Origin of the sequence: Pandoraea sp. (assembly GCF_041919235.1) — a bacterium.
Classification (GTDB): Bacteria; Pseudomonadota; Gammaproteobacteria; order Burkholderiales; family Burkholderiaceae; genus Pandoraea.
Genome location: NZ_JAYRUC010000025.1, coordinates 40,322 through 59,945, shown reverse-complemented (window position 1 = coordinate 59,945; position 19,624 = coordinate 40,322). Strand labels below are relative to the sequence as shown.

At 63.0% G+C, this 19,624-nt stretch carries 15 protein-coding genes; 7 read left to right on the top strand and 8 right to left on the bottom strand.

Annotated elements, in window-relative coordinates; genetic code table 11:
* Nucleotides 1–214: 214 nt before the first annotated feature.
* Entirely contained in the window at nt 215–1,636 is a 1,422-nt protein-coding gene (locus ACE3UG_RS18710) for an NAD(P)/FAD-dependent oxidoreductase (RefSeq protein ID WP_374626713.1), read from the bottom strand.
* A 248-nt stretch (nt 1,637–1,884) separates the two neighbouring features.
* Nucleotides 1,885–4,626: a DNA polymerase I gene (gene polA / locus ACE3UG_RS18705; protein ID WP_374626658.1), complete on the bottom strand. Its 2,742-nt coding sequence runs from the start codon at nt 4,624–4,626 to the stop codon at nt 1,885–1,887.
* On the opposite strand from polA, the gene ACE3UG_RS18700 reads away from it, so the two are divergent.
* Entirely contained in the window at nt 4,627–5,361 is a 735-nt protein-coding gene (locus ACE3UG_RS18700; protein WP_374626656.1) for a TIGR00730 family Rossman fold protein, read from the top strand.
* Nucleotides 5,362–5,455: 94 nt separating this feature from the next.
* Here ACE3UG_RS18700 and ACE3UG_RS18695 read toward each other — a convergent pair whose 3' ends face one another.
* Nucleotides 5,456–6,691, bottom strand: coding sequence for a YeeE/YedE family protein (locus ACE3UG_RS18695; RefSeq protein ID WP_374626654.1), 1,236 nt, complete (start codon nt 6,689–6,691; stop codon nt 5,456–5,458).
* A 343-nt stretch (nt 6,692–7,034) separates the two neighbouring features.
* Here ACE3UG_RS18695 and ACE3UG_RS18690 point away from each other — a divergent pair, with 343 nt between their 5' ends.
* The 3 genes from ACE3UG_RS18690 to ACE3UG_RS18680 all read left to right on the top strand — a co-directional run bounded on the left by ACE3UG_RS18690 (nt 7,035) and on the right by ACE3UG_RS18680 (nt 9,345).
* Nucleotides 7,035–7,406: a hypothetical protein gene (locus ACE3UG_RS18690; RefSeq protein ID WP_374626652.1), complete on the top strand. Its 372-nt coding sequence runs from the start codon at nt 7,035–7,037 to the stop codon at nt 7,404–7,406.
* 126 nt (nt 7,407–7,532) lie between these two features.
* Complete coding sequence (locus ACE3UG_RS18685; RefSeq protein WP_374626650.1) at nt 7,533–8,504, top strand: homoserine kinase; 972 nt, start codon at nt 7,533–7,535, stop codon at nt 8,502–8,504.
* Nucleotides 8,505–8,535: 31 nt separating this feature from the next.
* On the top strand, nt 8,536–9,345 hold the full coding sequence (locus ACE3UG_RS18680) for a BPSS1780 family membrane protein (RefSeq protein ID WP_374626648.1): 810 nt from the start codon (nt 8,536–8,538) through the stop codon (nt 9,343–9,345).
* Between the two features lie 85 nt (nt 9,346–9,430).
* Here ACE3UG_RS18680 and ACE3UG_RS18675 read toward each other — a convergent pair whose 3' ends face one another.
* Complete coding sequence (locus ACE3UG_RS18675; RefSeq protein WP_374626646.1) at nt 9,431–11,752, bottom strand: UvrD-helicase domain-containing protein; 2,322 nt, start codon at nt 11,750–11,752, stop codon at nt 9,431–9,433.
* Between the two features lie 111 nt (nt 11,753–11,863).
* Here ACE3UG_RS18675 and ACE3UG_RS18670 point away from each other — a divergent pair, with 111 nt between their 5' ends.
* Nucleotides 11,864–14,725 (top strand): valine--tRNA ligase, encoded by a 2,862-nt coding sequence (locus ACE3UG_RS18670; RefSeq protein WP_374626644.1) that lies wholly within the window; start codon nt 11,864–11,866, stop codon nt 14,723–14,725.
* A gap of 29 nt (nt 14,726–14,754) precedes the next feature.
* Nucleotides 14,755–15,639, top strand: coding sequence for a UTP--glucose-1-phosphate uridylyltransferase GalU (gene galU / locus ACE3UG_RS18665; RefSeq protein ID WP_374626642.1), 885 nt, complete (start codon nt 14,755–14,757; stop codon nt 15,637–15,639).
* Between the two features lie 108 nt (nt 15,640–15,747).
* Here the strand turns inward: galU and ACE3UG_RS18660 are convergent, their stop codons facing one another.
* Complete coding sequence (locus ACE3UG_RS18660) at nt 15,748–15,975, bottom strand: sulfurtransferase TusA family protein (RefSeq protein ID WP_010806302.1); 228 nt, start codon at nt 15,973–15,975, stop codon at nt 15,748–15,750.
* A gap of 121 nt (nt 15,976–16,096) precedes the next feature.
* Nucleotides 16,097–16,627, bottom strand: a complete 531-nt coding sequence (locus ACE3UG_RS18655) for an NUDIX domain-containing protein (protein ID WP_374626639.1) — start codon at nt 16,625–16,627, stop codon at nt 16,097–16,099.
* Nucleotides 16,628–16,885: 258 nt separating this feature from the next.
* On the opposite strand from ACE3UG_RS18655, the gene ACE3UG_RS18650 reads away from it, so the two are divergent.
* Nucleotides 16,886–18,166: a chloride channel protein gene (locus ACE3UG_RS18650; RefSeq protein WP_374626637.1), complete on the top strand. Its 1,281-nt coding sequence runs from the start codon at nt 16,886–16,888 to the stop codon at nt 18,164–18,166.
* A gap of 49 nt (nt 18,167–18,215) precedes the next feature.
* Here the strand turns inward: ACE3UG_RS18650 and ACE3UG_RS18645 are convergent, their stop codons facing one another.
* Together ACE3UG_RS18645 and ACE3UG_RS18640 are read right to left on the bottom strand one after the other, a co-directional pair.
* Entirely contained in the window at nt 18,216–19,208 is a 993-nt protein-coding gene (locus tag ACE3UG_RS18645; RefSeq protein ID WP_374626711.1) for a low specificity L-threonine aldolase, read from the bottom strand.
* 210 nt (nt 19,209–19,418) lie between these two features.
* Nucleotides 19,419–19,613 (bottom strand): 4-oxalocrotonate tautomerase, encoded by a 195-nt coding sequence (locus ACE3UG_RS18640; RefSeq protein ID WP_374626635.1) that lies wholly within the window; start codon nt 19,611–19,613, stop codon nt 19,419–19,421.
* Between the last annotated feature and the right edge of the window lie 11 nt (nt 19,614–19,624).

The following is a 19,624-nucleotide window of genomic DNA, read 5'->3' as shown; positions in this document are numbered from 1 at the left end:
AAAGAACTGCCAGGCAGACTGCCCACGGGAAAGACGCGATGCGCCGCCGGCGCAAGGCCGGACGTTCGGATATTACTAGAGAGGGGATTCGCTTGCACTCGGAGACCGGCGCACTGGCGATCGGATCAGTCCGAAACAGGGGTTCACGACAAACGCCGGGCACCGGGTCATCCGGCAGGCCGTGCCGGCGCACGTCCTGCCTGGCGGTGCAACGTCAATGCAGCTTCACGCGCGGCACGGTGGAACGCCGCAGACGATTGGCAACGGTGTCGAGCATCATGCGCCAGACGCCATGCAGCGCCGCCACGTGCATGCGATAGAGCGACGTGTACATCACCCGCGCGAAGAGTCCTTCAATGAACATGCTGCCGCCGATCAGCCCGCCCATCAGATTGCCCACCGCGCTGAATTTGCCCAACGAGACAAGCGAGCCGAAATCGCGATAGGTGAACGCCGGCAGGTTCTGCCCTTTGAGCCGGGCGTCAATCGCCTTGACCAGGAAACTCGCCTGTTGATGCGCAGCCTGCGCGCGCGGAGGCACGAAACCGTGCTCCGGCCATTCGCAGCTCGCGCAGTCGCCGAATGCGAAGATGTCCGGATCCGTTTTGCTTTGCAGCGTGGGCAACACCTCGATCTGATTCAGACGGTTGACGGCGAGCCCCAACGTGCCAAGCACGGCCGGGGCAGTGATTCCCGCCGACCAGACCGTGATGTCGGCCGGCAGCACCCTGCCGCCGGTGGTCGTGACCTCGCGCTTGCGCACTTCGGCGACCGAATCGCCGCACAGGATGTCCACGTCGAGCTTGCCGAGCAAGCCGGCAACCGCCCCCGACACGCGCTCGGGCAGCGCCTTCAAAATGCGTGGACTCGACTCGATGATGGTAATACGCACGTCTTTGCGCGGATCGAGTTTCAGCCCATAGGAGCGCAACACCTCCGCCGTGTTGCGCAACTCTGCCGACAGCTCCACGCCAGTCGCGCCAGCCCCCACGATCACGAGGTTGACCTTGGGCCGCGCTTCGATCGGTCGCGTTGCAACCACGCCCGCGCCCGGCTGCGCTTCATGCATGTCGTGCACATCAGGAACGCCGTGCGAGGCGGACATCGCAGGCGACGCCGGGGCAACCGACGGCACCGGCTCGTCCGCCGCATTCTGCGCTCGCACGCAGGCGGCCATCAGGCGACGCCGAAAGCGCTCGGCCTGCTCGACGGTGTCGAGTGCGATGGTGTTTTCCTGAGCCCCGGCCACCCCGAAAAAGTTCGTGGTACTGCCAATCGCGAGCACGAGCGTGTCGTACGCCAACGTGCGTTCGGGCAGCAAATCGCCCTCGCCTTCGTCGAGCGCCGCCGGCACCGCCGCCAGCCGGATCGTCTTCGTCGCACGATCCAGCCCGATCATCTCTCCCGCCGCGAACTCGAAATGATGCCAATTGGCCTGCGCGACGTAAGAGAGCTGATGCGTCGCGGTGTCCATCACCCCGGCAGCGACTTCGTGCAGCAACGGCTTCCAGATGTGCGACAACGAGCGGTCGACCAGCGTAATCTGAACGTCCTTGCCTCGCCCATACTTATCGCCCAGCCGGGTGACAAGCTCGAGACCGCCGGCGCCGCCGCCGACCACAACGATACGATGCACACTCACAATAACTCCCCGTGCTTGGAAAACCGTCCGGCCGGTCGGCTTCTGATGCCCCGGCGATAGCGATCACCTTACCGCAGAGTGCGGACTTAGGGTATGCCTGCCACCCTATTCCCGTTATTGCGCGCCCCGATCCTGGCCCTTGCTGGCCCGTGGTTGCAGCCACCAAGCCGTGCGGCACGCATGCCTTGCGCGCAAACCTTGCACGCCCTTCGCACGTACTTTGGGTGTCAGCCCAACGTCACTCAGTGGGCCTGTTCCCAATTCTCGCCAACACCGACTTCGGCAATGAGCGGCACGCGCAGCTTCGCCACGCCGCACATCAGTTCCGGCAAACGCTTCCGGACTTCGGCCAGTTCGTGGTCCGGCACTTCCAACACCAGTTCGTCGTGCACCTGCATGATCTGACGCGTTTGCATACCGTTGTCGTCCAACCAGCGCTGCACGGCGATCATGGAGAGCTTGATGAGATCGGCGGCCGTGCCCTGCATCGGCGCATTGATGGCGGCGCGCTCGGCGGCCTGCCGACGCGGGCCGTTGCCGCCGTTGATGTCCGGCAGCCACAGACGCCGCCCGAATACCGTCTCGACATAGCCCCGCGCCTTCGCGCTCTTGCGGGTCTCGTCCATATAACGCGCAACGCCGGGGTAGCGCATGAAATAGCGGTCGATGTATTGCTTGGCGGCGTCGCGCTCGATCCCAAGGTTTGCCGCCAACCCGAACGCGCTCATGCCGTATATCAGACCGAAGTTGATGACCTTGGCGTAGCGGCGCTGCTCGGTGGAGACCTCGATCGGTGTGACGGCGAAGATCTCCGCCGCCGTGGCACGGTGAATGTCCTCGCCGTTGGCGAACGCGCGCAGCAGACTTTCGTCGCCCGAGATATGCGCCATGATGCGCAGCTCGATCTGCGAGTAATCCGCCGATACCAGTTGACTGCCCAGCGGCGCGACGAATGCCTCACGAATGCGACGACCCTCGGCCGTGCGCACCGGGATGTTCTGCAGATTCGGATCGTTCGACGCGAGGCGCCCGGTAATCGCCACGGCCTGCGCATAGTTCGTATGCACGCGGCCCGTCGATGGATTGACCATCTTCGGCAGCTTGTCGGTGTACGTCGACTTGAGCTTGGCAAGTCCGCGATAGTCGAGCAACACCTTCGGCAGCGGATAGTCTTCGGCGAGCTTCTGAAGCACTTCCTCGTCGGTCGACGGGGCGCCGCTTGCCGTCTTCTTGACGACGGGCAGTTGCAGTTGCGTAAAGAAAATGTCGCCGATCTGCTTGGGCGAATTCAGATTGAATTGCTGCCCGGCCAGCGCATACGCTTCGGCTTCGAGCGTGACCAGCTTGCGGCCAATTTCATCGCTTTGTGCCGCGAGGCGAGCCGTGTCGACGAGTACGCCATTACGCTCCATGCGCTGAAGCACCCGCGCCGTCGGCATTTCGATATCGCCATAGACGAATTCCAGCGTAGCCTCACGGGCCACATCGGGGTAGAGCGCGCGGTGCAGGCGCAGCGTGATGTCGGCGTCCTCGGCGGCATAGGCGGCGGCGCGCTCGATGCTCACTTCGTCGAAGCCGATCTGCTTGACGCCTTTACCGCACACGTCTTCGTACTTGATCGTCGTCACGCCGAGATGACGCGACGCCAGGCTGTCCATGTCGTGGCTGCGATGCGATTCGAGTACGTACGATTGGAGCAGCGTGTCATGCGCGATGCCACGCAGCATGATCCCGTAGTTCTCCAGAACGTGGGTGTCGTACTTGAGGTTCTGTCCGACCTTCTTGTGATCGGGACTCTCGAGCCAGTGCTTCAGGCGCGCCAGCACTTCGTCGCGCGGCAACTGATCGACCTCGCCCGGCGCCCGGTGCGCCACCGGAATATAGGCGGCGCGTCCGGGTTCACACGAGAACGACAGGCCCACGAGCTGCGCCTGCATTGCGTCGAGCGACGTGGTCTCCGTGTCGAACGCCGTCAGTTCGGCTGACTCGATGATCTTCAGCCATGCGTCGAGCTGCGCCCACGTCAGCACCGTCTCGTACTGCCGCTCGATCGTATCGGCCTCGGGGGCCGCCGGGGCTTGCTCGCCGGCTTGCGCCGCGACGGCGGTCTGCGCTTCGCGCAGCAATGTCTTGAAGCCGTGACGCGCGAAGAAATCGCGCAACGTCTCGACGTCTTCAGGCTGCGTTTGCAGGCTCGCGTCGATGGACGTGACCTGCGGCGCGAGGTCGCAATCGACTGCCACCGTCACGAGCTTGCGCCCCATCGGCAGCCAGTCGAGCGCGCGACGCAGATTCTCGCCCACCGCGCCCTTCACTTGCGCTGCGTTCGCGACGAGATTGTCGAGATCGCCATATTGCGTGAGCCACTTCACGGCCGTCTTCGGTCCGCACTTCTCCACACCCGGCACGTTATCGACCGTATCGCCGACAAGCGTGAGGTAATCGACGATACGCTCGGGCGGCACGCCGAACTTCGCCGTGACGGCAGCCGCATCGAGTGTTTCGTTGGTCATCGTGTTGACCAGCGTGACACGGTCGTTCACGAGTTGCGCGAGATCCTTGTCGCCGGTGGAGACAACCACGCGCATGCCGCGCGCGGCAGCCTGCTTTGCCAGCGTGCCGATGACGTCGTCCGCTTCCACGCCGTCGATCATCAGCAGCGGCCAGCCCATGGCGCGCACGGCTTCGTGAATCGGCTCGATCTGCGCGCGCAGATCCTCCGGCATCGAGGGGCGATGCGCCTTGTATTCGGGGTACCAATCGTCGCGGAACGTCTTGCCCTTGGCGTCGAAAACGCAGGCGCTATACTCTGCGTGTACGTCTTTACGCATGCGGCGCAGCATATTGACGATGCCGTGAAGCGCCCCGGTCGGTTCACCATTGGGGCCGCGCAAATCCGGCAGGGCGTGATAGGCTCGATACAGATAACTCGAACCATCGACCAATAAGAGCGTCTTACCTTCCAGACTTTGCAGTTCCGACATATGACCAAGAGAAGAAAAGAGATACCGAGTCTGCGCATGCTGGCAGACCATGAGCGCGCCACCGCCAAAAAGGCGCGCGCGTCGTGGCAGATGTTCACGATTATGGCAGAGTTCATCGAGGCGACGGAGTACCTCTCCGAGATCCGGCCGGCCGTAAGCATCTACGGCAGCGCACGCATCAAGCCGAAATCGCCGTTCTACAAACTGACGATGACCATCGCCCGAAAATTCTCCGACAGCGGCTTCGCGGTGATCTCCGGCGGCGGGCCCGGCATCATGGAAGCGGCCAACAAAGGTGCGCACGGCGGCGCCTCGCCGACCGTCGGTCTGAACATCGAATTGCCGCACGAACAGAAAGGCAACCAGTACCAGGACATCTCGCTGCGATTCCGTCACTTCTTCACGCGCAAGGTCACGTTCGTCAAGAACTCGGATGCCTTCGTCATCATGCCCGGCGGCTTCGGCACGCTCGACGAACTGTCTGAAGTCCTCACCCTCATCCAGACGCAGAAATCTCGTCATGTGCCCGTGATTCTCGTGGGCACGGAATTCTGGACGGGGCTGCTCGATTGGGTGCGCTCGTCCATGCTGCCGATGGGGCTCATCGGCGAGAAGGATCTCGACCTTGTGCAGGTCATGGACGATCCCGACGAAATCCTCAAGGCCGTGTTCTCGTTCTACGACGGCCACATCGAGCCCGAGACGGAAACCAGCGAGAAGATGTTCTACCTGTAATCGCTGTCGCCTTCGCCCATGAAAAAACGGCGCCGCGTCTTGTCGCGAGCGCCGTTTTCGCCACCGCCGGCAGTCCGCTGGCGGGCCGCGTCGATCAGCAGCCGGTGTCGCGCGGCGTGCGCTCCACCGTCAGGCCGAAAAGCGGGCGCAGGCGCGTACCGAACACGTTGCCGGCGAACGCCGCCGCCAGCCATAGCCAACCGTGCAGGCTGCCCGAGACGATGCCGCTGAAGTACGCACCGATATTGCAGCCGTACGCGAGACGCGCGCCGTAACCGAGCAGCAGCCCGCCCACGACCGCCGCGATCAGCGAGCGCACCGGCACCTTCCAGACCGGGGCAAATTTGCCGGCGATCGACGCCGCGGCAAGCGCGCCGAGGATGATGCCGATGTCCATGACCGTCGTCACGTCTTGCGCGATCGGCGCATTCAACACATTGGCCTGCTTCGCCCAGTACGGCCACGACGCCACGTCGACGCCGAGCGCCATGAAGGCCTTGGCGCCCCAAAGAGCGAACGCCGACGTCACGCCCCACGGACGGCCCGCCAGTGCCAGCGTCGCAAAATTGAGCAGCACGAGCGCCAGCGCACCCCACAACAGCGGCCATGGGCCACGCAGCAACGCAGGCGCGCCTGTCGCGCTACGCGTCATCGGCACGCCGACGACACGGCCATGACGGCGCTTTTCCGCCCACACCGTGACGGCCCCAATCGCCGCGAACAGCGCGAGGTTGGCGATGAGTGCAGGCCACAGGCCCCACGCCTTGATCAGGGAAACCGGTTTGATATGCGGCAGCGATTCCCACCACGGCAGATGCGCCGTCGCAACCACCGACCCCACGACAAACCCGGCAAGCGTCACGATCATGCGCGTGCTGCCGCCCCCAACGGTGTAAAGCGTGCCCGACGCGCAACCGCCGCCGAGCTGCATGCCGATACCGAAAATAAAGGCGCCGAACGCCACCGACACGCCCACCGGCGATACGAAACCCGCCACCTTGTTACCGAAGAGCGTTCCGTCAGCCAACGCGGGGAAGAACAGCGCGACCCCGATGGCGAGCATGAGCATCTGCGCACGCAAGCCCGCGCCGCGACGATCGGCAATGAACACGCGCCAGGCGGACGTGAAACCGAAAGCGGCGTGATAGAGCGCCACGCCCAGCAACGCCCCGACACCGGCCAGCGCGGCCTGCTTGGGGCCCACGCTCGCCTGTAGATACGCGATACCGATGGCGATCAGCACCAGTGCAAAGGCCAGTGGCCGGGCGTTGTACGAGGACGGCGACGGCGGGGCCGTTTTGACGGCCGACGTGACAGCGGAAGATGACATGTTTAGCGAGCTCCAGAATGCAGATGGGCAGCACGCGGCCGCCCATTGAGACAATGCCGAAGGATGCCAGACTAATACCATCCGCAAAACAACTGTTTTTCCATTTTCTTATAACGGCGGGGAATATGAAGAATTGGGCACCGTGCGGTGTCAAGTCCTCCCCTTTGGTGCTCCCTGGCCCCCTGGCACAAGACAACGCCTCGCAGGCAAGCAACCACGGTGCCTTCGACGCGATTTCACGATGCGAAGCGAGGGACGTTTGATAGAATGGATATATCGGAACCCGCTGCGTCGATCAGCCATGCCTCATTTGTTGCAGATGCGTTCCCGCCTTCGGAGAATAATGATGAAAACGCGCTTTTCCCATGCCCTGCCCCTGGCGATCGTTGCCGGCCTGCTGTTCGCCGGCCACGCATTCGCCCAAGATGGCAAGGAAACCACCGCGCAGGCCGCCAAACGCGAGGCAGACGCCCGCGCTGCCGCCACCAGCAACTCGTCGGTCGACGTCAACCAGGAGCGCAAGCCGAGCTATTACGTCAACGATCAGGGCACCACGGTGACCGAGTATCGCGACCGCGGCAAACCCACGGAGATCGACGTCCACTCACGTTTCGGCACCAATTACCAATTGACCACGCCACCGGACAATGCGCCGCGCACGCGCGACAACACGTCACAAAACGACCGTTTGCCGTCCGTCGGCCTGAAGTTCTGACGTCTCTGGTAATCTGACGCACCCGCGCGCCGCCAAGCGGTGCGCCTGCTCCCTGTCTGTCTCGATCTGGCGGCCCGCTGCATGTGCAGGGGCCGTTTGTCTGAGACACCTCCACCCAACGCACGCATGGCCGTTTTCACTTCCGTCTCGCCCGAGCAGCTCCAGCAATGGCTGCAACGCTACGATTTGGGGAATGTTCTCGATTTTCGGGGCATCAGCTCAGGGATCGAGAACACCAACTACTTCTTGACAACCGAGCGCGGCGAGTTCGTGTTGACCCTGTTCGAGAAGCTCACGGCCACGCAGTTGCCGTTCTACCTCCAATTGATGGGCCATCTCGCCCATCACAGCGTGCCGGTGCCCGATCCAGTGCCCGACCGCGCGGGTGAGATTCTGGGCGAGTTGAACGGCAAACCCGCAACGATCGTCACGAAACTGGCGGGACGCTCGGAACTGTCCCCATCGCCCATTCATTGCACGCATGTCGGGGCGATGCTCGCACGCATGCATCTGGCGGGTCGCGACTTCGCGCTTGAGCAGGCCAACCTGCGCAGCCTGCCGTGGTGGCGCGAAGCCGCCTCGTCGGTCACGCCGTTCCTGAGCGACGCGCAGCGTGCGCTGCTGCAAAGCGAGATGGCCCACCAAGCGGCGTTTTTCGCGTCGAGCGACTACCACGCCATGCAGGCCGGGCCGTGCCACTGCGATCTGTTCCGTGACAACGTGCTGTTCGACAAGGCCCACGACGGTTCGCCGATTTTGGGCGGATTCTTCGATTTCTACTTCGCGGGCTGCGACAAATGGCTGTTCGATCTGGCCGTGACGGTCAACGACTGGTGCTGCGACCTGTCGACCGGTACGATGGACGAAGCGCGCGCCCGCGCCATGCTGCGCGCCTACGAGACGGTGCGACCGCTCACGGCCATCGAAGCGTCGCACTGGCGCGACATGCTGCGCGCGGCGGCACTGCGCTTCTGGCTGTCACGCCTGTATGATTTTTACCTGCCGCGAACGGCCGAAATGCTCAAGCCGCACGATCCGGGACATTTCGAACGAATCCTGCGCCAACGCATCGAAGCCGTCTCCATTCCCTGGCTGTAACCCGACGTCCTATCGGAGTCATTCGAACCTTATGCAATTGCTTGAAGTCCCGCCGAAGAGTGGCTATGTGTGGCTGCGCCAAGGCATCTGGCTGTTCCGAAAGAACCCGCTCGCCGTTCTGACGCTGCTCTTCGCCTATCTGTTCGGCGTGATGGTGCTCTCGATCCTGCCAGTCGTCGGCGCGTTCCTGCCGCTGCTGTTCATCCCCGGCCTGTCGGTCGGCTTCATGGCGGCGTGTCGCGACATCATCAGAAGCAAGCCGGTCTTGCCGCAAGTACTGCTCGACGGCTTTCGCGGCCACGGCAAGGAAGTCTCGCGCCGGCTGCTCATACTCGGCGGCTATTACATCGCGGCAATGACCGTCGTGTTTCTGCTCTCGGCACTCTTCGACGGCGGCGATCTGCTGAACAAAATGCTCTTCGGCGCCCGCATCAGCGAGGAATCGCTCGTGGACGGCTCGATGGGTCAGGCGATGCTGGCGGTGGCCGTAGCCTACGTACCTGTCGCCATGATGTTCTGGTTCGCGCCGGTGCTTGTGGCCTGGCACGACATCACGCCCGTCAAGGCGCTCTTTTTCAGTTGGACCGCCTGTGTTCGCAACTGGCGTGCGTTCATCGTCTACGGACTGTGTACGGCAGTCGTTGCCACGGTGTTGCCGGTGCTGGTGGCGTTGGCAATGGCCGCGATGGGCATCCATCAATACGCGATGCTCATACTCATGCCGTACTCGATCCTGTTCACGGCCGTGCTGTATTGTTCCTTCTACGCCAGCTATCGCGGCTGCTTCGGCGTGCAGGAGATCGGCGCCATCGATCCGAACGTCACACCGCCACAGGCCTGAGCGACAGCCTCGGCATCCTCGGCGGCCGACGCGAAAAGCAAAGGGCACCCTCGGGTGCCCTTCGTCATGGATGGCGCCTTCGCTGTCACTCGATCGGCTGGAGTTTCGCGACGGCCAGCGCCAACCACTTCTCGCCGTGCCGTCCGAATTTCACGTGGGCGCGCGCTTCGACACCGGCGCCTTCGAGCCCGATGATCTTGCCTTCGCCGAACTTGGTGTGAAAAACGCCCTGCCCGAGCTTGAAGCCCATTTCCGTTGCACGCGAACGGTCGGCGAGCGCCTGCTCCGATTTCGTCGCGACCCATTCTTCCTGCTTTGGCGCGCTCGCCTTGCCACGCGAGAACCAATCGCGGCCCCAGGCCGGTTCGGCCCGCCCCAGACGCGCGCCCGGCTGCTCTCGCGGTGTCAGGAACTTCAGCACTTCCTCTGGGATTTCGTCGAAAAAGCGCGAGCGCACGTTGTAGCGCGTCTGGCCGTGCAGCATGCGGCTTTGCGTGAACGACATATACAACCGCTCCTTGGCGCGCGTGATCGCAACATACATCAGCCGACGCTCTTCCTCGAGGCCATCGAGTTCGAGCGCGCTGTTCTCGTGCGGGAACAGCCCCTCTTCGAGCCCGGTGACGAAGACCGCCGTGAACTCAAGGCCCTTGGCCGCGTGAACGGTCATCAGTTGCACGGCATCCTGCCCCGCCTCGGCCTGGTTGTCCCCCGCTTCGAGCGACGCGTGCGACAGGAAACCGGCAAGCGGCGTCATCTCGACCGGCGTGTCGGCATCGACTACGCCGTCAGGCGAGGCCAGCACATCTGGCGCGCCCGGTAGCGGAGCACGCATCGCGATCAGGCGAGCCGGGGCGTCAAGCCCATAGCCTTCCTCGGCAACGAACGCCGTGCCCGCTTGCACCAATTCCTGCAAGTTCTCGATACGATCCTGGCCCTCTTTCTCGGTCTGGTAATGCGCGATCAGCCCACTCGCGTCAATGACATGCGTTACGACCTCCGGCAGCGTAAGCCGACCGGTGTCCTGCCGCATCTGTTCGATGAGCCGCACGAATGCGCTCAGATTGGACCCCGCCTTGCCGGTCATGTAAGGCACGGCGGCGTACATCGAGCAGTTGTAGAGTCGTGCCGCGTCGGCCAGTTGCTCCAGCGAGCGAGCGCCAATCCCCCGCGTGGGGAAGTTCACCACGCGCGCAAACGCCGTATCGTCGTTCGGATTCTCGATCAGACGCAGGTACGCCAGCGCGTGCTTGACTTCCTGCCGTTCAAAAAAGCGCAAACCACCGTACACCCGATAGGCAATGCCCGCGCCCACGAGCGCATGCTCCATCACCCGCGACTGAGCGTTGCTGCGATACAGAATGGCAACGTCCTGTCGCGACAGCCCCTGCGCGACGAGTGCCTTGATCTCGTCTACCAGCCAGCTCGCCTCCTGCAGGTCGGTGGCGGCCTCGAAGACGCGAATGGGTTCGCCATGCCCCGCTTCGGTCCGCAAGTTCTTGCCCAGACGCCGCGCGTTGTTCGAGATCAACGCGTTGGCCGCGTCCAGAATATTGCCGTGCGAGCGGTAGTTCTGTTCCAGCTTGATCAGATGCCGCACGCGGAATTCACGCTCGAAGTCGGCCATATTGCCGACGTTGGCACCACGAAACGCGTAGATACTCTGATCATCGTCGCCCACGGCGAACACTGCAGCGTTCGTTCCCGCGAGCATCTTCAGCCACGCATACTGGAGTTTGTTCGTGTCCTGGAACTCGTCGACGAGAATGTGCCGGAAGCGCGACTGGTAGTGCACGCGCAGCGGCTCGTTGTGCTTGAGCAACTCGAAACAGCGCAGCAGCAGTTCGGCGAAATCGACGACGCCCTCGCGCTGGCACTGCGCCTGATAGTCGGCGTAGAGTTCGACGAATTTCTGGTTGTAGGCGTCGTTGGCCTCGACCTCGTGCGGGCGCAGGCCCTGCTCCTTGGCGTTGTTGATGAAGTACTGCAGGTTTTTCGGCGGATATTTCTCGTCGTCGACGTTCGCGGCCTTCAGCATTCGCTTGATGGCGGAGAGCTGATCGGCTTGATCGAGAATCTGGAAGCTTTGCGGCAGCCCGGCGTCGCGAAAATGCGCGCGCAGCATGCGGTTGCACAGACCGTGGAACGTGCCGATCCACATCGCGCGCGTGCTGATCGGCAGCATGGCGCCCAGACGCGCCTGCATTTCCTTGGCCGCTTTGTTCGTAAACGTGACCGCCAGAATGCCGGCCGGGCCCACGTGCCCTTGCTGGATCAGCCAGGCGATGCGCGTGGTGAGCACGCGCGTCTTGCCCGATCCTGCGCCCGCGAGAATTAGCGCTGGCTCGTCTGGAAGGGTGACGGCGGCCAGTTGTTCGGGGTTCAGATTGGCGAGCAGATCGGGCATGTCGGGAAGGAATTTCGAGTGAACCCCGATTATAAATCCTGCGGCGCCGCGGAAATGGCACCGAATCTTTTATAATTCAGGGTTTCACGCATCACACGGTCCATCCAATCCATGAGCGACAGCGACAATACGCTTGCCAAGAGCTTCGAGCCACAAGACGTCGAAGCCCACTGGGGCCCCGAATGGGAGCGCCGCGGCTACGCCCGGCCGACTTTCGACGACGCCCGCGAAGATTTCAGCATCCAGTTGCCGCCGCCGAACGTCACCGGCACGCTGCACATGGGTCACGCGTTCAACCAGACCATCATGGATGGCCTCACCCGCTATCACCGCATGAAGGGGGCAAACACCCTCTGGGTGCCGGGCACGGACCACGCGGGCATTGCCACGCAGATCGTCGTGGAACGCCAGCTCGACGCGCAGAAGGTCTCGCGCCACGACCTCGGCCGCGAAACGTTCGTCGAACGTGTCTGGGCGTGGAAGGAGCAGTCGGGCAGCACGATCACGCGTCAGGTCCGCCGCCTGGGGGCCTCCATCGACTGGAGCCGCGAATACTTCACGATGGATGAAAAGATGTCCCGTGCCGTGCGCGACGTGTTCGTCACGCTCTACGAGCAAGGACTGATCTATCGCGGCAAGCGTCTCGTGAACTGGGAATCGACCCTGCTCACGGCCGTTTCCGACCTCGAAGTGGTGAGCGAGGAAGAAGAAGGCTCGCTGTGGCACATTCGTTACCCGCTCGCCGACGGCTCGGGTGCGCTCACGGTCGCCACCACGCGTCCGGAAACGATGCTCGGCGACGTAGCGCTGATGGTCCATCCGGAAGACGAGCGCTACAAGCACTTGATCGGTCAGAAGGCCAAGCTGCCGCTGTCCGATCGTGAAATCCCGATCATCGCCGACGATTACGTCGATCTCGAATTCGGCACGGGCGTGGTGAAAGTCACGCCGGCGCATGACTTCAACGATTACGCCGTGGGTCAGCGTCACCATCTGCCGCAGATCAGCATTCTGACGCTCGACGCGAAGATCAACGACAACGCACCGCAGAAGTACCGCGGGCTGGACCGTTTCGACGCGCGCAAGCAGATCGTGGCCGACCTCGACGCCCAGGGCCTGCTCGAATCGGTCAAGCCGCACAAGCTGATGGTGCCGCGCAGCGACCGCACCGGCACGGTCATCGAGCCGATGCTCACCGATCAGTGGTTCGTGGCGATGAGCAAACCGGCTCCCGAAGGTACCTTCCATCCGGGCAAGTCGATCACCGAAACCGCGCTCGACGTCGTGCGCAGCGGCGAGATCAAGTTCGTGCCCGAGAACTGGACCACGACTTACAACCAGTGGCTCGAAAACATTCAGGACTGGTGTATCTCGCGTCAGCTCTGGTGGGGTCACCAGATTCCCGCGTGGTATGACGACGCCGGCAACGTCTACGTTGCCCGCACGGAGGACGAGGCCACCGAGAAGGCGCGCGCAGCCGGCTACACGGGCGCGCTCAAGCGCGACGAAGACGTGCTCGACACCTGGTTCTCGTCGGCGCTCGTGCCGTTTTCGTCGCTCGGCTGGCCGCAAGAGACGCCCGAGCTCAAGCATTTTCTGCCGTCGTCGGTCCTCGTGACCGGCTTCGACATCATCTTCTTCTGGGTGGCGCGCATGGTCATGATGACCACGCATTTCACCGGCAAGGTCCCGTTCAAGACCGTCTACGTGCACGGCCTCGTGCGCGATGCCGAAGGCCAGAAGATGTCCAAGTCGAAAGGAAACACGCTCGACCCGATCGACATCGTCGACGGCGTGTCGCTCGAGGCGCTGCTCGCCAAGCGCACGACGGGTCTCATGAATCCGAAGCAGGCGGCGAGCATCGAGAAGAAGACGCGCAAGGAATTCCCGGAAGGCATTGCGCCGTTCGGCACGGACGCCCTGCGCTTCACGTTCGCATCGATGGCCACCCTCGGGCGGAACATCAACTTCGATCTGGCGCGCTGCGAAGGCTATCGCAACTTCTGCAACAAGCTGTGGAACGCCACGCGCTTCGTGCTGATGAACTGCGAAGGCCAAGACTGCGGCATGGCGCCGTGCGTGGGCGATTGCGGCCCGGATGGCCAGCTTGACTTCTCGCGCGCCGACCGATGGATCGTGTCGCTGCTGCAACGCGTGGAGGCCGACGTCGAGAAGGGCTTCGCCGACTATCGGTTCGACAACATCTCCAGCGCAATCTACAAGTTCGTTTGGGACGAGTACTGCGACTGGTATGTCGAGCTGGCCAAATGGCAAATCCAGAACGGCACGCCGGCGCAACAGCGCGCCACGCGACGCACCTTGCTGCGCGTGCTGGAGACCGTACTGCGTCTGGCCCACCCGATCATTCCGTTCATCACCGAGGCACTGTGGCAGAAGGTCGCCCCGCTGGCAGGCCGCTATCCGGCGGACACTGCGCCGGGCGAAGCCAGTATCATGGTGCAGTCCTACCCGGTGGCCGACGCAAGCAAGATCGACGAAGGCGACGAAGCCTGGATGCAGCAACTGAAGGCCGCCGTCGACGCCTGTCGCAATCTGCGCGGCGAGATGAACCTGTCGCCGGCACAACGCGTGCCGCTGCTGGTGGCGGGCGACGTGGCCTTCCTGAAGTCGATTGCCCCGTATCTTCAAACGCTGGCCAAGCTCTCCGAAGTGCAGGTGCTGGACGACGAGGCCACGCTCGATGCGCAGGCCGCCGGTGCACCGCTCGCTGTCGTGGGCGCGAACAAGCTGGCGCTGAAGGTTGAAGTCGACGTGGCCGCCGAGCGTGAGCGTCTGGGCAAGGAAGTGAAGCGCCTTGAAGGCGAGATCGCGAAGTGCCACGGCAAGCTTTCCAACGAGAGCTTCGTGGCACGTGCCCCCGCCAACGTCGTGGAACTCGAGAAGCAGCGATTGGTCGACTTTGAAGCCGTTCTCGGCAAATTGCAGGCACAGCTCGCGCGCCTGCCCGCCTGAGACGCTCGATACCGAACAGGGAGATACCAATGAAGAACGTTGTGACCAAAGCCGTGTTCCCCGTTGCGGGCCTCGGCACCCGATTCCTTCCGGCGACCAAGGCGAGCCCGAAGGAGATGCTACCGATCGTTGACAAGCCGCTGATTCAGTATGCCGTGGAGGAAGCGGTCGCTGCGGGCATTACGGAGATGATCTTCGTAACGGGTCGCAATAAGCGCGCTATCGAAGACCACTTCGATACGGCCTTCGAACTCGAAGCGGAACTCGAGGCCAAGAACAAGCAGGCGCTGCTCGACGTGGTGCATTCGATCAAGCCGCCGCATATCGACTGCTTCTACGTTCGCCAGCCCAAGGCGCTGGGGTTGGGTCACGCAGTGCTGTGCGCCGAGAAACTCGTGGGCGACGAGCCGTTTGCGGTCATCCTCGCCGACGACTTGCTCGACGGCGACCCGCCCGTGCTCAAGCAGATGGTCGATCTGTACAACCAGTATCACAACTCGATCATTGGGGTGGAAGAAATCCCCATCGAGCAAAGCCGTTCGTACGGGATCGTCGCAGGCAACGAGTGGGGCGAGAAAGACATCGTCAAACTGACGAACATCGTCGAGAAGCCGGCGCCGGAAGATGCGCCGTCGAATCTGGGTGTGGTCGGCCGCTATGTCTTGCGTCCGCGCATTTTCGATTGCATCCGCGAGATCGATCCGGGCTCGGGCGGCGAGATCCAGTTGACCGACGCCATCCAAAAACTGATGCAGGATGAGGTCGTACTGGCGTATCGCTACAAGGGCAAGCGTTTCGATTGCGGCAGCAAGCTCGGCTACCTGAAGGCAACGGTGGAATTTGCGCTGCGCCACCCGGAACTGAAGGACGCGTTCCGTGAGTATCTGCGCGAGTCGCACAGCAATCTGACGTAAGCGTCAGGCAACGTGCCAAAGAAAAAGCCGACGGCCTGTCCGTCGGCTTTTTTGTACCCGCTCGATCGCAAATCGGCAGGTGCGCTCGTGCGAGCGAGCGCTGTGCAATCAGCGGCGGCGCATCAGGAAATGAAACGTCTTGCCCTCTTCGCGCGACTCGATGAGTTCGTTGCCCGTTTGCTTGGCGAACGCGCTGAAGTCGCGGGCTGAGCCCGGATCGGTGGCGATGATGTGCAGCACTTCACCGCTCTGCATTTCCGCCAGTGCCTTCTTGGCACGCAGGATCGGCAGCGGGCAGTTCAGGCCGCTCGCGTCGACTTCTTTCTGGAATTCCATGCTCATGTCCCTCATGCCCATCGTGCCCCTCTTGTCAGTCTCGTTCGAATCGTGTGCCGGTGTTGGCCCGCAAACCGCAATTCTACCGTAGTCGTCGCGCGGTCCCCTCAGCCGGCTCTCGTCAGCCTGCAATGGACAATCGGGCCGAATCGACGTATTCGATCGGCAGGTTGCGTCGCCGCAGCCACTCGGCCACCGCGTGGCCGGTACCTGCGCGCCACGGGCGCACCCGCTCGGGCGCGACGAGCCGAAATTCAGCGAGTTCTTCCGAAAGACGAATGTCGCCGTCGCAGACCGCGTGATAGGCAATGATCAACTCGTTCTTGCGCATGAATTCGTAGACCCCCAGCAGCGAGATTACGTCGGCCTCCAGATTGATCTCCTCCTTGATCTCACGCCGGATACCGTCTTCGGGGGTCTCGTCGCGCTCGAGAAAACCCGTGATGAGCGCGAACATCCCTTCGGTCCATGCGGCGTTGCGCGCAAGCAGAATCTGGCCGCGATACTCCACGAGACCGGCCACCACCGGCAGCGGATTGTCCCAGTGGACGAAGCCGCATGCCGCGTCTGGACAGGCGCGGCGAATACGCCCGGCGACCTCGCGCGAGTCGAGCGACGAGGCACAGCGGGGACAGAAAATAGGTTCGTTCATAATCGTTCTTCGGCGAATTCGAACATCTTAAATGAACTCGTGGCGCGCTGCACATTCGGCAGATTCCGAGACGTCGGCGGACCAAGCCCATTGGGGGCCGGGCGTATAATCGACCGACGTCTTCCAATGCCGACTCCCGACCCCGTGTCAGACCTTCCGCCAAACGCCGCGCCGACGCCGGCCTCACCGCCTTCCTCGCCTGTGCCGTCAGCCTCGCCTGCGACGCTCTCGTTATCGACGCGCCTTGCAAGACGCGGGATGCATCGTTCTCGCCGCCTTTGGCACAACTACGGTGTGTTCTGGCTGGGTGCCGTACTCGTCGGTCTGGTCTCCGTCGTCTACGCGAAGTTCATCGATTTCGGTTTCGAACTGTTCCAACGGATGTTGTCGCACGGCGTCTGGGTACCACTGATCGTGACGCCGCTCGGCGCCGCGCTGGCCATCTGGCTGACCCAGAAGTTCTTCAAAGGGTCCGAAGGAAGCGGGATTCCGCAGGTGATTGCAACGCTACAGGATTCACGCCTGTCGAAGTCGCTGCTCTCGCTGCGCATCATGCTGGGCAAGATTGCGATCTCGTTTCTCGGCATTCTGTGCGGCTTCACGATCGGGCGCGAAGGACCTACGGTCCAGATCGGCGCATCGCTCATGTATGCCATGCGGCACGGCTATCGTCGTAGTAGCGCCCACATCGAACGTCAGTTGACGCTGGCCGGTGCGGCGGCGGGCTTGGCGGCGGCGTTCAATACGCCGCTCGCTGGCGTTGTGTTTGCCATCGAGGAGCTGAGCCGAAGTTTTGTCGCCCGCAACAGCGGAACGCTGATTACGGCCATCATCTTTTCCGGTGTGGTGGCGCTCGGCCTTCAGGGGAACTACCTCTACTTTGGACAGATCAAGGCGCTGAGCGATTTCCACTTGGCGCTGATTCCGGCACTCATCGCCGCCAGCCTGCTGACGGGCGTGGCCGGCGGGCTGTTCGGCTGGCTCATGATCCATGTGCCGCGCTGGATGCCCGCACCGCTGGTGAGCATGCGCCGGGACCATCCGGTGCGCTTCGCGTTTCTCTGTGGTCTGGCCATCGCGCTCATCGGGATCGCCTCGGGGGGCACGACCTTCGGCAGTGGCTACGCGGAGGCGCGCGGCCTGCTCGAATCGCATGTGGCACTTTCACCCTTCTATGCTGTGCTGAAGTTCGCCGCGTTGTGCGTTTCTTATTTGTCGGGGATTCCTGGCGGTATTTTCGCGCCGTCGCTGGCGATCGGCGCAGGCATGGGGAACGTGATGGCGCACGTCACTTCGGTGGTGCCGCTCCCGGCCATGGCCGCACTGTGTATGGTTGGGTATCTGGCTGCCGTCACGCAATCGCCGATTACGTCGTTCGTCATCGTCATGGAGATGATCGACGGTCACCAGATGGTGATTCCGCTCATGGCCGTTGCGCTGCTATCGACGCAGGTCTCGAAAACGATCGCGCCGTCGTTCTATCACACGCTGGCGCATCGCTTTCTCAAACCCGCAGCACCGGCGCCACAGCAGCCCTGAACCGCGCGGCCAGCGCGGGTTCCGCGGGTTCCTCGGGTTCAGGATGCGGTCAGGCGTTCGTGCTCAGCGCCCGGATATCGGCTGCGAGACGCTCGACCGTCTCCGCGCGAGTGTCCCACGCGCACATGAAGCGGCAGCCGCCCGCACCGATGAACGTGTAGAAGCGCCAGCCCTTGGCGCGCAACGCCTCGATCACGTGCAGCGGCAATTCCGCGAATACCGCATTGGCCTGGGTCTCGAACATCAGCGACACGCCCGGCACGTCGCGAATGCGACGGGCGAGCAATTGTGCCATCGCATTCGCGTGGCGCGCGTTGCGCAGCCAGGTATCGTTTTCCAACATGCCAAGCCACGGCGCGGAAATGAAACGCATCTTCGAGGCCAGTTGCCCCGCCTGCTTCACCCGATATGCGAAATCTTCGGCCAGCGCCCGGTTGAAGAACACCACCGCCTCGCCCACCGGCAGTCCATTCTTCGTGCCGCCGAAGCAGAGCACATCGACGCCGGCCCGCCAGGTCACGTCACCCGGATGGCACCCCAGCGTCGCGACCGCGTTGGCGAAGCGTGCGCCATCCATGTGCACCCGCAGGTGACGTCGCCGGGCGAGCGCGGCGATCGCCTTGACCTCGTCGACCGAGTAGACGGTACCGACTTCCGTGGCCTGCGTGAGCGTAACCACCTTGGGCTTCGGGAAGTGGATATCGGCGCGCCGGTCGATGACGGACTCGATGGCGTCGGGCGTCAGCTTGCCGTTGTTCTCGTGTCCGCGCGCGGTCAGCAACTTCGCACCGTTGGAGAAGAACTCGGGACCACCACACTCGTCGGTCTCGACGTGCGCCAGTTCGTGGCAAATCACGGAGTGATACGACTGCGACAGCGATGCCAGTGCCAGCGAATTCGCCGCGGTCCCGTTGAAGACGAAGAAGACGTCGCAGTCCACATCGAACAGTTTTCGGATGCCATCGCACACCCGCTGCGTCCAGGTATCGTCGCCGTATGCAACCTCGTGACCGCTGGCATTCGCCTCGATCAGATAATGCATCGCCTCGGGGCAAATCCCGGCGTAGTTGTCCGACGCAAAGTGTTGCGGGGTTTGTAACCCTTCGCCAGCAGTGGCGGGAACGGCGGCAGCGGGGATGCTCGATGCAGGCAAGACTTGCGACATGACGACCTCATTCATACGGCAGGGATCTCGCGAGCCCCCACCTCGACCGACCGGTGGCGCGGACCGGGCGCACCGGCGCACAGCGATTTACTCGGGACGCGGGTCCGACCAAAGCATGCCTGCGGTGGACCAGTTCTCGGGCTTGACGTCGGTAATGATGATGTCGACCGACTCCGGCGTGCAACCGATCGTCGTCACCGCCGCTTCAGTGACGGCTTTGACGAACGCGCGCTTTTGCTCGATCGAGCGCCCCTCGAACATCTCGACGTGAAACGTTGGCATTGCAGTCTCTC